Origin of the sequence: Paracoccus homiensis (assembly GCF_900111675.1) — a bacterium.
Taxonomy (GTDB): domain Bacteria; phylum Pseudomonadota; class Alphaproteobacteria; order Rhodobacterales; family Rhodobacteraceae; genus Paracoccus; species Paracoccus homiensis.
Genome location: NZ_FOHO01000031.1, coordinates 1 through 15238 on the forward strand (window position 1 = coordinate 1; position 15238 = coordinate 15238).

Sequence of the window (15238 nt, forward strand, 5' to 3'; positions counted from 1 at the left end):
TGCTGTGCTTCAATTCCTGCCGTCCCGACAGCCGTGGCAGCGTCGGCCTGTCGCGTCCCGAACCCGGTGCCGCGCCCGATATCCGCCTGAACTTCCTGGCCACCGAACGCGACCGTCGCGAAGCGGTCGAGGCCAGCCGCCTGATGCGCCGCCTGATGCAGGCCCCGGCCCTGTCCGCGATCACCGCCGAGGAGATCTCGCCCGGTGAACAATGTCAGGACGATCAGGCGATGCTGGACTATGTCCGCCAGAACGGCGGCTCGATCTATCACCTGTGCGGGACCTGCGCGATGGGCCCCGATGCCGATACCGCCGTCGTCGATCAGCGCCTGCGCGTCCACGGCGTGCCCGGCCTGCGGGTCATCGACGCATCCGTCTTTCCCAACATCACATCGGGGAACCTGAATGCCCCCGTGATGATGCTGGCCGAACGGGCGGCCGCGATGATCGCCGAGGACCGCAAATCCATTCGACATGAGGTGCGTCACAGCGCCTGACATTCACCTTGAGGGAGGGGAAAATGCCAAGTTTCAAAGGGTCGATCCGGCCACTTGTCTTCTGGCCACCATTCATTCTGCTGATCACGGCCGTTCTGGTCAGCCTGGTCGATCTGGACCGGTTCCTTGCCGTGACCACCGCGATCAACAACTGGATCCTGTCCAGTTTCTCATGGCTGTTCAGCCTTGCCACGCTGATCATGGTCCTGACCCTGATCGCGGTCTTCTTCTCGCCGCTTGGCAAGACGCGGATCGGCGGTGACGCGGCGACGCCGCTGCTGACCAAGTGGCGCTGGTTCTCGATCTCGCTCTGCACGACGGTCGCCATCGGGATCATGTTCTGGGCCACGGCCGAGCCGATGTATCACCTGCATTATCCCCCGGCGGCCCTTGGCGCCGAGGCGGATTCGCCCGATGCCATGCGTTTTGCCCTGTCGACCATGTTCCTGCACTGGTCGTTCACGCCCTATTCGATCTACAGCGTGCCCGCGCTGGCCTTCGCGCTGGCCTATTACAACCGCCGCAAGCCGTTTTCGCTCGGCTCGGCCCTGTCGCCGGTCTTCGGCAGCGCGGTCGAGGGCAAGGGCGGCCAGATCATCGACGCCATCGCGCTGTACACGCTGGTGGCCGGGATGGCGGCATCGCTTGGAACCGGCGCACTGACGCTGGCGGGCGGGGTCGACAAGTATTTCGGCACCGGCACCGGCCCGATCGTGCTGGGCGTCCTGACGGCGCTGATCGTGCTGAGCGCCGTGGCCTCGGCTGCCAGCGGCCTGCATCGCGGCATCGCGCGCCTGTCCAGCCTGAACACGCGCATCTTCTTCGTGCTGGCGGGCTTCGTGTTCATTGCCGGACCGACCGGCTTCATCCTTGCCGGCGGGGTCGAGGCACTGGGCGATTACCTGGGCAACTTCTTCCAGAAAAGCCTGACCACGGGCGCCTTGTCGGGTGACACCTGGGCGCAGGGCTGGACGATCTTCTACTGGGCCAACTGGCTGGCCTGGGCGCCGATCACCGCGCTGTTCCTGGGCAAGATCGCGCGCGGCTATACCGTGCGTCAGTTCCTGCTGGTCAACCTTGTCGCGCCGTCGGTCTTCGCCTGCGTCTGGATGTCGATCTTTGCCGGCACCGCGCTGTTCATGGACAGCAACAACGACAACATGCTGTTCAACGCGCTGAACGACACCGGCCCGGAATCGGTCGTCTACACGATGCTGTCGAACCTGCCGCTGGCGGGGATCACCGCGGCGCTGTTCATCTTCACCTCGTTCCTCAGCTATGTCACCGCGGCGGATTCCAATACGGAAGCGATTGCGAACCTCTGTGTGCAGGACGGTGCCGAGCGGATGGCATCGGAGGACGAGCAGTCCTCAAACAGCCTGCTGATGAAGATCGTCTGGGGTGGATCGATCGGCGCCGTCGCCTGGGTGATGACCAGCTTCGCCGGGATCGACGGGATCAAGATGATGTCGAATCTCGGCGGCCTTCCGGCGCTGTTGATCGTGATGGGCTGCAATGCCGTGCTGGTGAAGTACCTTCTCGACAGCCGCACCGTCGCGGTTGGGCAGGACGCTGTCGCCTCGGCACAGGCGGTCTGATCCAAACTGACGTGACAGCCGGCCACGCTGCCATTCATCGGGCGGCGTGGCCTCAACCATCAGGCGGATCATCCTCATGTCGCGCTCGCCGTCATTGACGTCCCTCCGCGCATTCTCGGTCGTGGGGCAATGTCTCAGCTTCACCCAGGCTGCGTACCGCCTTGGGGTGACCCAAAGCGCCGTCAGCAGGCAGATCCGCCAACTGGAGGAAGCTCTCGACACGCCACTGTTCCGGCGCATCGGGAACGCCGTGGCATTGACCGAGGCCGGTGCCGCCCTCCACGAGCGGCTTACCGACGCATTCGGGCAGATCGACGATGCGATCCGCGACGCACATGCCGTGGTTCCCAGGCAGAAGCTGACGGTGCTTGCTCCGCCGACCTTTTCGACGCGCTGGCTGGCAAGGCGCATGCAGGATTTCCGTTCCAGGCACGAGGATCTCGATCTCGCCATTCACACCAGGCCGGACGAAGCCGTGCGCTTCGACTGCACGATAAGATACGGATGCCTTCCCCGCGACCGGCATCTCAGCAACCCCATACTGACCGAGCAGCATATCCTCGTCTGCGCGCCCGAGCTTCTGGACGAGGGCGAAGCATGGAGAAACACGGCGGTCCTGCATGTCCTCGACGGCATATCGCGCATGCAGACCTGGGAGAACTGGTTGCAGCTCTCGACCGAGTTTGCCGGCGTGCTGCCGCAGAATGTCATGGAGCTCGCGACCCTCGACATGGTGATCGAGGCAGCCCGGGCCGGCGCCGGAATCGCGCTGATCGACCGCAACATGATCGAGTGCGAGCTGGCGACCGGCCAACTCGTTCCGATCGACCCCACGACGATGACCGGGCCCTATACATATTGGCTGGACGTCACGCATGATCAGATATCACGCAGTCGCGTCGCACGCTTTTCACGCTGGCTCAGGCAGTCTGTGGATGGCTAGGTTATGTCGGCAAAAGGAATTGATGCCGCTCTCGGATCGTGATTGAAGCTGGTTTCTGCGACGGGGACCGGCTTTGCACGAAACCTAATCTCTAACGAGAAGTGGGCGTTCTTTGAGCGGTTCACCGTGTCTTACCACGCTCCGAAATCGCGCAAACCCGCCAAACACCGCCTTGTTCTCGATAAGACTTTCCTGATTGCCTGCACGGGGGCAGCATGGCGGGACCTACCCGAAGAGTTCGGAAGATGCTCGAACGTGTACTGGCAGTTCCGGCGCTGGACGCTGAGAGCTGATTCTGCAAGCATTGAACGATAGCCGGATCGTTCCTGAGGCCCTTCAAACGGTCGACAACACCGTGGTTCGCACACCTCATCAGGCAGCGGGCGCCAAAGGGGGGGCTCCGCGACAGGGTTTTGGCCGCTCGAAGGGTGGCTTCACGACCAAAATCCATCTCCGGGCGAATCCTGCGAGGCTGCCGCTGCTCGTCGACATTACACCCGGCCAGACACTGGATTATCTCGGGCTCGGTCTCGCGATGGACGACAACCTCCCCGAATCTTCCGTGCTGCTGGCCGACAAAGGCGATGATGCTGACAGAAATCGCGAAAGAAGCGTGTTGGCATTGATCGCCCACAGTATCGCCCGCGAAACTTGGTCGAGAGTTGCTTCAACACGCCCGGAAACGCCCGCCGCGTCGCGACACGCTACGACAGAACAGCCGAAAGCTTGCTCGGCTTCGTCGACATCGCATCAATTCGACTCTGGCTTCACCATTTGTCCGCATGACCTAGAGGCAGGCCTATCTGCCCCCCTCCCATCCAAAACGGATCGTGGCCATGCAGTGAGGTCGCGGATGCCCGCTCAGACAATCCCTCCACCGCCACCCAGCACTTCGGGACGCTTTGCTGCCACGGCGGCCCGATAGGCTGCAGCGCGATATGTCGCGACCGGGTCGATAGCCCCGCCCGCGCGCACGCGCGCCATCTGCAGGATCGGCTCGACATCGGTGCGGAACGCCGCGCGCAGCGTGGCCGAGGCCATAAGCGCGTCGTTCTGCTGCTGATATCCCGTAAGCGCCTCTCGATCCACGAGCGATGCCTGAACATAAGCGCGCTGGATCTCCATGGCCGAGATCATGAGGCTCTCGATGGGGTCGGTGACATTGTGGCTCTGGTCGATCATGTGCGACAGGTTCAGCCCGCGCGGCTCGGCATCGACCAGCTCGTTCCACACCAGGAACAGGCGATAGGGTTCGATCGTACCGCTATCCAAATCGTCATCGCCATATTTGCTGTCGTTGAAATGGAACCCGCCCAGCTTGCCCGCGTGGATCAGGCGGCTCACGATCATCTCGATGTTAACATTCGGCGCGTGGTGGCCCAGATCCACCAGGCACATCGCCTTGTCGCCCAATTCCTGGGCCGTCAGCAGCGATGTGCCCCAGTCCTGAACCACCGTGGAATAGAAGGCCGGCTCATAGATCTTGTGTTCCGAGAAAAGCCGCCAATCCTCGGGAAGCCCGGCATAGATCTGCTTCATGGATGCCAGATAACGTTCGAACTGCCGGCCCATATGTGTCTGGCCCGGAAAGTTCGAACCATCCCCGATCCAGACCGTCAGCGCCTTGGACCCGATCCGGCGGCCGATCTCGATGCATTCGAGGTTGTGCTCGACAGCCTGTGCCCGGGTTTCCTCGGAGACATGCGACAGCGAACCGAACTTGTAGCTGTGCGCATCGCCCGTGTCGCTGAAGGTGTTGGAATTCATCGCGTCGAAACCCAGCCCAAGCTGCTCTGCCTTGGCCAGCAGGTCGTCCGGGTCGGCCTTGTCCCAGGGAATGTGCAGCGATACGGTCGGTGTGGCGCGCGTCAGCTGGTTGATGACGCCACAATCGTCCAGCTTGTCAAAGATGGTCGCCGGCTCGCCCGCGCCCGGAAATCGCGCAAAGCGCGTTCCACCCGTGCCGGTGCCCCAACTGGGAACGGCCACGGCAAAGCGCATCGCCTTTTCGGTCAACGTCTCGATATCGGTGCCGCTGCGCGACAGCCTGGCACCCAGGGCGTCGTAGTCGGCGTTCAGATCGGCATCGCGCGCCGCGTTCTGGTCCGTGACGATGTCGTTGGAAATCATGTGATCCTCCCCTTGGCGCAGATGCGGGTGCGCCGCCCTCTTCATCTTGTTCGACACCGCGGATGGGCGCGGTATCCCTGCCCCCATCCGCTGCCGATGATCGGCTTAGCGCGTGAAGGCTTCCTTGTTGCCTGCATCCACGTTGATGATGTTGCCGGTGCTCTTGGCCGAACGGTCCGAGGCCAGGAAATAGGCCGCTTCGGCGATATCCTCGGGCAGGACCGAGCGTTTCAGCATGCTGCGCTGGCGGTACATCTCTTCAAGGCCGTCCTTGTCGGTGCCATAGGTCGAGGCGCGCTGGTCCAGCCATTCGCCTTCCCAGATGCGGCTGCCGCGCAGCACGGCGTCAGGGTTCACGACATTGACGCGGATGCCGGCCTCGGCGCCTTCCAGCGCCAGGCAGCGGGCCAGATGGATCTCGGACGCCTTGGCGGTGCAATAGGCGGCGGCGTTCGGGCTGGCGGCCAGACCGTTCTTCGAGGCGACAAAGACGACCGCGCCGCCGATGCCCTGCGTCCGGAAGATGCCGAAGGCCGCGCGCGAGACGAGGAAATACCCGGTCGACAGGATCGCAATGTTGCGGTTCCACAGTTCCAGCGAGGTCTCTTCGATCGGGGCCGACGAGGCGATGCCCGCGTTCGACACGAGAATGTCGAGGCCGCCGTACTCCACGGCAAGCTCGTCATAGGCCGCGGCGACCGCCGTCTCGCTGGTGACGTTCATCTGGACCGTCCGCACGACATCGGCCCCATGACGGCCGGACAACGCCTTGGCTGCGTCTTCCAGGGCATCCTCGTTGATGTCGGCCAGCATCACGCAGGCGCCTTCGGACAGATAGCGCGCGGCAGTGGCCATGCCGATGCCGCCCGCGCCACCCGTGACCAACGCGACACGGCCCGCCAGCGATTTCGGTTTCGGCATCCGTTGCAGCTTGGCCTCTTCCAGCAGCCAGTATTCGATATCGAAGGCTTCCTGTTCGGGCAGCCCGCAATATTCCGACACGCTGGACGCGCCGCGCATGACGTTGATCGCGTTCACGTAGAACTCGCCCGAGATGCGGGCCGTCGCCTTGTCCTTGGCGAAGGTGATCATGCCCACGCCGGGGATCAGATAGACCACCGCGTTCGGATCGCGAATGGCCGGGCTGTCGGCACGTTTGCACCGATCGTAATAGGCCGCATAGTCGTCGCGATAGGCCGCGATCTGATCTGCCAGGCCCGCCAGAACCTCGTCCAGGTTTCCGCGTGCCGGGTCGAAGTTCACGACAAGTGGCCGGATCTTGGTGCGCAGGAAGTGATCCGGGCAGGATGTTCCCAATGCGGCCAGTGCAGGCATGTCGCGGGCATTGACGAATTCCAGAACGGCGTCGCTGTCATCGAAATGGCCGACCATGTGCTGGTTGCCCGACACGAAACCGCGGATTGCAGGCATGATCCTTGCGGCGACGGAACGACGCGCATCGTCTGACAGGGCCTTGTGGATCGCCCCTCCGAATGCCGGCTTCCCCCTGGTTTCGGCGTCGAAGAAATCGATGGCACGATTGATGATCGCCAGCGTCAGTTCATAGCAGTCCTTGGCATCGTCGGCCCAGGTGAACAGGCCGTGCGATTCGAGGATGACACCTTTCGCATCGGGGTTCTCTGCGCAGAACTTCTCTAGCCACAGCCCCAGCTCATAGCCCGGCTTCTTCCAAGGAAGCCAGCCGATCTCCGAGCCGAACACCCGCCGGGTCAGCTCCTCGGAGTCCCTCGACGCAGCGATGGCGATGATCGCATCGGGATGCATATGGTCCACGTGACGCTTGGGGACATAGGCATGCAGGGGCGTGTCGATGGATGCCGCGCGCGGGTTCAGATTGAAGGTGCAGTGAGGAAGGAACCCCACCATCTCGTCCTCGAACTCGACCCCGCGATACTTGCCCTTCAGCGCGCGCAGCTTGTCCATGTACAGCGTCGCGAACCCGTCCATTCCGATCGAGCCGACATCTCCGCCGGAGCCTTTTACCCACAGCACCTCGGCATCCTCTCCCGTCAGCGGATCGGCCTGCATGACCTTGGCCGAGGTGTTGCCGCCGCCGTAATTCGTGATGCGCTTGTCCGAACCCAGCAGATTCGACCGATACAGCAGCTTCTCAGGTTCGCTCATGCCTGCCGCGCGCTCGTCATCCCACAGGGATTGCAGTTGGGCGTGCAGCTTCTGATCCACGGTTGTCATCGGTATTCTCCTCCGGATGGGCGCTCTGTAAGAACAGTTCTGCGCAAAATTGAAGTCGGCAGGCGCTCGTGTCAATCATTATCGATCAACAACGATAGTTATGATCATAACTGAACAGTTCATGACTAAAAATGATTGACATGCGCATGGCGGGTCCGCAATGTTTCTGAAGGAGGAGCGCAATGCACGAGAAAGAACGCCAGAGGATCATCCTGTCCGCCGTCGAGGATCGCCCCGTCGTCATGGTGGCTGAACTCTGTGCGCTTACTGGCGCATCCGAGGCGACAATCCGGCGTGATATCGCAGCGCTCGACGCGATCAAGCTTCTGCGCAGGGTGCGCGGCGGGGCCCAGGCGCTGCAGCCGAACGACGTTCCGGCGCTGGCGGGCAGACCGTTCTCGCTCAACGAAACGATCATGATCGAGCAGAAGCGCGCAATCGCTCGTGCCGCTGTCGAATTGTGCAAGGACGGCGATCCCATCATCATCAACGGCGGCACGACGACCTTCCAGATGGTCCATCCGCTTGCGTCGCGCCGCATGCAGGTCTTCACCAACTCGTTTCCGATCGCGGAACACCTGCTGAAGCATTCCCACAATGCGATCACGCTGTCGGGCGGCACCATCTATCGCGAGCAGAACATCATCCTGTCGCCCTTCGACAACGACGTGACCCGCAATTTCTACGCGCGCCGCATGTTCATGGGCGCGCAAGGCGTCGGACCGCTCGGGCTGATGGAGGCCGACCCCCTGCTGATCCAGGCGGAACAGAAGCTGATCGGCCAGGCGGACGAGCTGGTCCTGCTGGTGGATTCCACCAAGTTCGAGAACCGGTCCTCGCTTGTACTTTGCGGCCTGGACCGGATCGATGTGCTGATCACCGACGAGGGGATCAGCGACCGTGCCGCCGCGATGGTGGAAGGCGCGGACGTGAAGCTGATCGTGGCGACCACCGCCGCAACAAGGGAGAGCGCGGCTGCAAGCTAGATGGCAGTCGGCAAAGAAGGTTCAGAGGGAGGACAACATGAACCGCATCTTGCAACTGACGATGACCGCCGCAATGGCGACCGGACTGATGGCCCAGGGGGCCGCGGCCGAGGACATGAGGATCGCCGTGGTCGCCAAGGCGCTTGGCATCGGCTTCTTCGAGGCGGCCGCAAAAGGTGCCGAAGAGGCTGCGGAGGAGCTGGGCGAGGTCGAGATCATCTATACCGGTCCGACCGACACCACGGCCGAGGGCCAGATCGAGGTGATCAACTCTCTGATCGCGCAGCGCGTGGATGCGATCGCGATCTCGGCCAATGACACGGACGCGCTTGTCCCCACCCTGAAGAAGGCCATGCAGCGCGGCATCACGGTGGTCAGCTGGGACAGCGGCGTGGCCGAAGATGGCCGGATGGCGCATCTCAACCCGTCCTCGAACGAGCTGATCGGCAACATGATCATCAAGCTGGCGGCCGACGAACTGCCCGATGGCGGCCAGGTCGGCCTGTTGTCGGCCACCACCACCTCGACCAACCAGAACATCTGGATCGAGGAAATGATGAAGGTCATGGGCGATTACCCGGGGATCGAGGTCGTCGGCACGGTCTATGGCGACGATCTGGCCGACAAATCCTATCGCGAGGCGCAGGGCCTGATGCAGTCGCACCCCGATCTGGACGCGATCATCGCGCCCACCTCGGTCGGGATCGTGGCAGCCGCGCAGGCCGTCGTGGATGCGGGCAAGGTCGGCGAGGTCAACGTGACGGGGTTGGGCCTGCCGTCCGAGATGGCCGGAGCCATCGAAAGCGGAGCCTCGAAAAGCTTCGCGATCTGGAACCCCATCGACCTGGGATACTCTGCCACGATGATGGCCTATCACCTTGCGAAGGGCGAGGTCGAGGCGGCACCCGGCGCCGAAATCCCGATCGGTCGCATGGGCACCGTCACGCTGGACGAAACCAACTCGGCCCCCATGGCGGACCCCTTCGTCTATGACGAAAGCAACATCGACGAGTTCAAGAGCATCTTCTGATCCTCGCGTCGCGGCGGCGCATCCTTGCGCCGCCCTTTTTCCATTTTTTTCCTGACGGTAAGCGAGGTTCAGATGAACGAACGCTCTGCGACGGCCGGACAGCCCGTGCTCGCGCTTGATGCCATCACAAAGACCTTTCCCGGCGTCAAGGCGCTGGACGGCGTCCATCTTGAACTGCATGCGGGACAGGTCACCGCCCTCGTCGGTGAGAACGGGGCCGGCAAATCGACGGTCGTGAAGACCCTGACCGGCATCTATCAACCCGATGGCGGGCGTATCCTGATGGACGGGGCCGAGGTCAGCTTTCCGTCGGCGCAGGCCGCGGCCGATCAGGGCGTGACGGCCATCCATCAGGAAACCGTGCTGTTCGACGAACTGAGCGTGGCCGAGAACATCTTCCTTGGCCATGCCCCGCGCGGACGCTTCGGCCTGATCGACACCAGGGCGATGTCCCGCAAGGCCCAAGGCCTGCTGGACGGCATCGGAGCCGAGATCAATGCGGATGTCCGCCTGAAGGACCTGGGCATCGCGTCGCGGCACCTGGTGGCCATCGCGCGCGCCCTTTCGGTCGAGGCTCGCGTGGTGATCATGGACGAACCCACCGCCGCGCTCAGCCAGAAGGAGATCGAGGAGCTTTACGTGCTGGTCGAAGCCCTGAAGGCGCAGGGCAAGGCGATCCTGTTCATCAGCCACAAGTTCGACGAGATCTTCCGCATCGCCGACCGTTGGTGCGTCTTCCGCGACGGGCAATTCGTCGGACAGGGGCTGATGTCGGACATGGACGAAAAGACGCTGGTGCGCATGATGGTCGGCCGTTCCGTCGATCAGGTATATCCAAAACGCGCATCCGTGATCGGCGACGAGGTCCTGAAGGTGGTCGGATATTGCCACCCGACCGAATTCGACGACATTGGCTTCACCCTGCGCAAGGGCGAGATCCTGGGCTTCTATGGCCTGGTCGGTGCGGGTCGGTCCGAGTTCATGCAGAGCCTGATCGGCATCACCAACCCTTCCAAGGGCGTGGCGCGGGTCGAGGGCGACATCAAGGTGATCCGTTCGCCTGCCGACGCGGTCGCCGCCGGCATCGTCTATGTGCCCGAGGATCGCGGCAAGCAGGGGGCGATCCTCGACATGCCGATCTTCCAGAACGTGACGCTTCCGTCACTGGGGCAGACATCGCGGTCGGGCTTTACCCGGATGGCGCAGGAATTCGCGTTGGCGCGCCAGTATGTCGAACGGCTGGATCTGCGCGCGGCCTCGCTGGACACGCGCGTGGGCGCCCTGTCCGGCGGCAACCAGCAGAAGGTCGTCATCGCCAAGTGGCTCGCGACGCGACCCAAGGTGATCATCCTGGACGAGCCGACCAAGGGCATCGACATCGGTTCCAAGGCGGCTGTCCACGACTTCATGTCCGAACTGGCTGCCGAGGGGCTTTCCGTCATCATGGTCTCATCCGAGATCCCCGAGATCATGGGAATGTCCGATCGCGTCATCGTCATGCGCGAAGGCCGCATCGCGGCCCAGCTCGAGGGCGAGGACCTGTCCCCCGAAACCCTCGTCCGTCACGCGGCGGGCATCACCGACAACGCAAGGGGGAAAGCCGCATGACCATGCTGAAATCGCGCGAGGCGATCCTGACGGGCGCCATCCTGCTGCTTCTGATCCTCATCGCCACGCGGTTCCCGGGCTTCGTCGCACCGGCCAACCTGATGGCCGTCTTCAACGACACCTCGCCGCTGATGATCCTGGCCCTTGGTCAGATGGTCGTCATCCTGACCCGCTGCATCGACCTGTCGGTGGCGGCCAACCTTGCCCTGACCGGGATGATCTGCGCGATGCTGAACGTCGCCTTTCCGGGCCTGCCCGTTGCGGTGATCCTGATTGTCGCCCTGGCATGCGGGGCGGTCATGGGCGCGGTGAACGGCCTATTGGTGTGGAAGCTGGCGATCCCGCCCATCGTCGTGACCCTCGGGACGATGACCATCTATCGTGGCATCATCTTCCTGCTGTCCGACGGCGCTTGGATCAACAGCCACGAGATGTCGCCTGCCTTCACCGGCTTTCCGCGCACCCAGATCCTTGGGCTGCCGGTGCTGGGCTGGCTTGCGATCCTCGTGACCGCCGGAATGGCCCTGATCATGGCGCGCACGCCCATGGGCCGCAGCTTCTATGCCGCGGGCAACAATCCCCATGCCGCCGTCTATACCGGTATCGATGTGGGCCGCGCGCAGTTCCGCGCCTTCGTGATCTCGGGGACGCTGGCGGGGCTGGCGGGCTATCTGTGGATCTCTCGCTATGCGGTCGCCTATGTCGATATCGCCGGCGGGTTCGAGCTGGACGTCGTGGCCGCCTGCGTCATCGGCGGGGTGTCCATCGCGGGCGGCGTCGGCACGGTTCTTGGTACGATCCTGGGCGCCCTGTTTCTGGGCGTCATCAAGAATGCCCTGCCGGTGGTCGACATCTCGCCCTTCTGGCAGCTGGCCATCTCGGGTGCCGCAATCCTGGTCGCGGTCACCTTCAATTCCCGATCCGGCCGGACGCGTGGGCGCATCATTCTGAAATCGGTGGAGAAAGCGACATGAGCAGCATCGCCACGAACACGGGCCGCAAAATCCCCGACCAGCTGACCAGTCCCGCCAGCCGCGCGCTGAGAAGCTGGGAAAGCCTGCTGCTGCTGGTGGCGGTGTTCATCTTCATCCTGAACAGCTTTGCCTCGCCCTATTTCCTCGATCCGTGGAACCTGTCGGACGCGACCTTCAACTTCACCGAGAAGGCGATGATCGCCTTCGCCATGGCGCTGCTGATCATCGCGGGCGAGATCGACCTGTCGGTCGCGGCGATCATCGCGCTGGCGTCGACCGCCATGGGCATCGTGATGCAGGCAGGCTTCGGAACACCGGTCATCGTCCTGACGGGCCTGGCGACGGGCCTGCTGTGCGGCGCGTTCAACGGGTTGATGGTGACCCGCCTCGGCCTGCCCTCGATCGTCGTGACCATCGGCACCATGAGCCTGTTTCGCGGCATCAGCTTCATCATCCTCGGCGATGGTGCCTTCCGTGGCTATCCCGACAGCTTCGCGGTCTTCGGCCAGGGCTATGCCTTCTGGGTGATCACGGTCGAATTCGTGATCTTCGCTCTCCTTGCGGTGATCTATGCGGTCATCCTGCACAGGACCAACTTCGGGCGCGCGGTCTTTGCGATCGGCAACAACCCGACGGCCGCGTTGTTCTCAGGCATCCGGGTGGCGCGGGTCAAGATGATCCTGTTCCTGCTGACTGGCCTGATGTCGGGGCTTGCGGCAGTCTGCCTGACCTCGCGTCTCGGCTCGACCAGGTCGTCCATCGCCAGCGGAATGGAGCTGGAGGTGGTGACGATGGTCGTCCTTGGCGGCGTGAACATCCTGGGCGGGACGGGCACCATTGGCGGCGTCGTGATCGCGGCCTTCGTGATGGGGCTGGTCACCTTCGGGCTGGGGCTTTTGAACGTCCCGGGCATCGTCATGTCGATCTTCATCGGCCTGCTGCTAATCGGCGTCATTGCCCTGCCGCGGCTCTGGTCCAGGCTGAGGGGCGCATGATGGAGAAATATGCCTTCCGCATGGTCCTGAACCCCGGCTGCCTGGACGAGTATCGCCGCCGCCACGACGAGATCTGGCCAGAGTTGGTCGACCTGTTGCGTGCTGCCGGGATCGAGGATTACTCGATCCATTACGATCCCGAGACCCGCGCCCTGTTCGGCGTTCTCCGACGGCGGCCGGATCACGGGATGGCAGCTTTGCCCGACCACCCCGTGATGCAACGCTGGTGGGCGCATATGGCCGACATCATGGAAACGCATCCCGACAATCGCCCGCGTCAGATCGACCTCGAAACCGTATTCGCGATGCCATGACCGACGCCACCGCACCGAACCGCCCCCGACACATCGCCGTCATCGACGTGGGCAAGACGAACGCCAAGCTGGCGCTGGTCGACGGGACGACGCTGCACGAGATCGCGGTCGTCACACGTCCCAACCGCGTCCTGGCCGGCCCGCCATGGCCCAGCTTCGACCTGGAGGGGCACTGGTCGTTCCTTCTCGATCACCTGACGGAGTTTCAGGCCAGCTACGGCATAGACGCCATCTCGATCACGACCCATGGTGCAAGCGCGGTCCTGCTGGATCGCGAAGGACGTCTGGCCGCCCCCATGCTGGATTACGAACATGGCGGACCGGACGACATGGCCGAGGCCTATGACGCCATCCGCCCGCCCTTCGAACAGACCGGTTCGCCACGGCTGCCCTGCGGGTTGAACCTCGGGGCGCAGCTCTTCTGGCAGTTCGAAAGCGACCCCGCGCTGCGGGACAGAGTGGCGCATGTCGTCACCTATCCGCAGTTCTGGGGCTTTCGGCTGACGGGCCAGCTGGCCACCGACGTGACCTCGCTTGGCTGCCACACCGATCTGTGGGATCCGCACCGGGGTGAATTTTCCACGCTGGTCGAACGGCTGGCGCTGACCCGCAAGATCGCGCCCGCCCGTCGCGCGGATGCGGTCCTGGGGACGATCAGCGCAGATATCGCCGCGCGCACGGGGATGTCGCCGCAGGTGCCGGTTGCCTGCGGGATCCACGACAGCAATGCCTCGCTCTATCCCCATGTCCTGACGCAGCAGGCGCCGTTTTCCGTGGTATCCACGGGGACATGGGTGATCGCCATGGCGGTGGGTGGCGACGCGCCGCGGCTGGACCCCGCCCGCGATACCCTGGTCAACGTCAACGCGCTTGGACAGCCGGTGCCCTCGGCACGCTTCATGGGGGGCCGCGAATACGAGATCATCCGCGACGGATGCGACGCCACCCCCACCCCGGATGATCGTTCCGAGGTTCTGGCGGGCATCGCGCTGCTGCCCTCGGTCACAAGCGACAGCGGCCCGTTCAAGCGGTGCCGCCACGCATGGACCCGCGATCCGAAGACCGATGGCGCACGGATGCTGGCGTTGTCGTGGTATCTTGCGCTGATGACCGACACCTGCCTGTCGCTTGCCGGTGCGAAGGGGCCGATCATCGTCGAGGGGCCCTTCGCTCGCAACGCCGATTTCACCGCCATGTTGGCCGCCTTGCGGCCCGAAGTCCGCATCGCCGCCTCGGCAACGGGGACCAGCGTCGGGGCCGCGATGCTGCTGGGCCTTGACGCAACCCTGCCGGAAACCACGCCCGTCATCTGTGACGACCCCGCGCCGTTGCGCGCCTATGCGGCGAGTTGGGCGCGGCATGTGAAGGAACGCGAATGCGATTGAACGACTGCCACGACTTCCGCCGTCTTGCACGCCGCCGCCTGCGCCGTACCATCTTCGACTACATCGACGGCGGTGCCGACGAGGAACTTACCCTGCGCCGCAAGAGCGAAAGCTTTTCGCGCTGCGATCTGGTGCCCAACGTCCTGCGCTGCGTGTCCGAGGTCGATCTTTCAACCACGGTAATGGGATAGAAGATCGATCTGCCGGTCTATCTGTCGCCGACCGCATTGCAGCGGCTGCTTCACCGTCAGAATTGGATGCGATCGCAGCCGACGCCAAGCGTTTGGGAACCAATGCAAAGGTTTCAATCTCCGTCTTCACTGCTTGGTGGTACCAATCAGGCAGAGCACGACCTTACAAGACCGACTCGGATGTCTAGCGGGTCGATGAAATAGTCGTCGGGCCGGAACCTTTTCTTTCCTGTAGGTCTGACGGCTCTCGGCGTCGTGTGCTTTGACTTAGCTGGAACGGCCTAGGGTCAGGACCCGTTGATTTGGTTGTGCGAGCGTGATTCACCATTCGAAAACGAGCGGTGAACATGTCTGATCTTTTCTGGTAGAGCGA

Annotated in this window: 13 protein-coding genes and 1 pseudogene; 12 read left to right on the top strand and 2 right to left on the bottom strand. The window is 63.4% G+C overall.

Annotation, left to right across the window (positions count from 1 at the left end):
• The 4 genes and pseudogenes from BMX67_RS19045 to BMX67_RS19060 all read left to right on the top strand — a co-directional run.
• Nucleotides 1-497 (top strand): GMC family oxidoreductase (locus BMX67_RS19045; RefSeq protein ID WP_245739533.1); only part of this gene is annotated, 497 nt, incomplete at its 5' end.
• A 23-nt stretch (nucleotides 498-520) separates the two neighbouring features.
• A complete protein-coding gene (locus BMX67_RS19050) occupies nucleotides 521-2095 on the top strand; it encodes a BCCT family transporter (protein WP_090738280.1) in 1575 nt (524 codons plus the stop codon).
• Between the two features lie 76 nt (nucleotides 2096-2171).
• Nucleotides 2172-3038, top strand: coding sequence for a LysR substrate-binding domain-containing protein (locus BMX67_RS19055; RefSeq protein WP_090738282.1), 867 nt, complete (start codon nucleotides 2172-2174; stop codon nucleotides 3036-3038).
• Nucleotides 3039-3086: 48 nt separating this feature from the next.
• A pseudogene (locus tag BMX67_RS19060) lies at nucleotides 3087-3824 on the top strand (IS5 family transposase).
• A gap of 75 nt (nucleotides 3825-3899) precedes the next feature.
• Here BMX67_RS19060 and rhaI read toward each other — a convergent pair.
• Together rhaI and BMX67_RS19070 are read right to left on the bottom strand one after the other, a co-directional pair.
• Entirely contained in the window at nucleotides 3900-5168 is a 1269-nt protein-coding gene (gene rhaI, locus BMX67_RS19065; protein ID WP_090738284.1) for an L-rhamnose catabolism isomerase, read from the bottom strand.
• 105 nt (nucleotides 5169-5273) lie between these two features.
• Complete coding sequence (locus BMX67_RS19070; protein ID WP_090738287.1) at nucleotides 5274-7382, bottom strand: bifunctional rhamnulose-1-phosphate aldolase/short-chain dehydrogenase; 2109 nt, start codon at nucleotides 7380-7382, stop codon at nucleotides 5274-5276.
• 182 nt (nucleotides 7383-7564) lie between these two features.
• On the opposite strand from BMX67_RS19070, the gene BMX67_RS19075 reads away from it, so the two are divergent.
• From BMX67_RS19075 to BMX67_RS19725, 8 genes are all read left to right on the top strand, one after another.
• Nucleotides 7565-8368, top strand: a complete 804-nt coding sequence (locus BMX67_RS19075; protein WP_090738289.1) for a DeoR/GlpR family DNA-binding transcription regulator — start codon at nucleotides 7565-7567, stop codon at nucleotides 8366-8368.
• Nucleotides 8369-8429: 61 nt separating this feature from the next.
• Nucleotides 8430-9398, top strand: a complete 969-nt coding sequence (rhaS, locus tag BMX67_RS19080) for a rhamnose ABC transporter substrate-binding protein (RefSeq protein WP_425438996.1) — start codon at nucleotides 8430-8432, stop codon at nucleotides 9396-9398.
• Nucleotides 9399-9470: 72 nt separating this feature from the next.
• On the top strand, nucleotides 9471-11006 hold the full coding sequence (locus BMX67_RS19085) for a sugar ABC transporter ATP-binding protein (protein WP_090738293.1): 1536 nt from the start codon (nucleotides 9471-9473) through the stop codon (nucleotides 11004-11006).
• A complete protein-coding gene (locus BMX67_RS19090; RefSeq protein ID WP_090738295.1) occupies nucleotides 11003-11980 on the top strand; it encodes an ABC transporter permease in 978 nt (325 codons plus the stop codon). Before BMX67_RS19085 ends, BMX67_RS19090 begins: the two co-directional genes overlap by 4 nt.
• On the top strand, nucleotides 11977-12975 hold the full coding sequence (locus BMX67_RS19095) for an ABC transporter permease (RefSeq protein ID WP_090738298.1): 999 nt from the start codon (nucleotides 11977-11979) through the stop codon (nucleotides 12973-12975). The genes BMX67_RS19090 and BMX67_RS19095 overlap by 4 nt, the downstream gene beginning before the upstream one ends.
• Nucleotides 12975-13289, top strand: coding sequence for an L-rhamnose mutarotase (locus BMX67_RS19100; RefSeq protein ID WP_090738300.1), 315 nt, complete (start codon nucleotides 12975-12977; stop codon nucleotides 13287-13289). The genes BMX67_RS19095 and BMX67_RS19100 overlap by 1 nt, the downstream gene beginning before the upstream one ends.
• Nucleotides 13286-14674 (top strand): FGGY-family carbohydrate kinase, encoded by a 1389-nt coding sequence (locus BMX67_RS19105; protein ID WP_090738302.1) that lies wholly within the window; start codon nucleotides 13286-13288, stop codon nucleotides 14672-14674. The genes BMX67_RS19100 and BMX67_RS19105 overlap by 4 nt, the downstream gene beginning before the upstream one ends.
• Entirely contained in the window at nucleotides 14665-14865 is a 201-nt protein-coding gene (locus BMX67_RS19725; RefSeq protein ID WP_175479993.1) for an alpha-hydroxy-acid oxidizing protein, read from the top strand. Before BMX67_RS19105 ends, BMX67_RS19725 begins: the two co-directional genes overlap by 10 nt.
• Nucleotides 14866-15238: the final 373 nt, after the last annotated feature.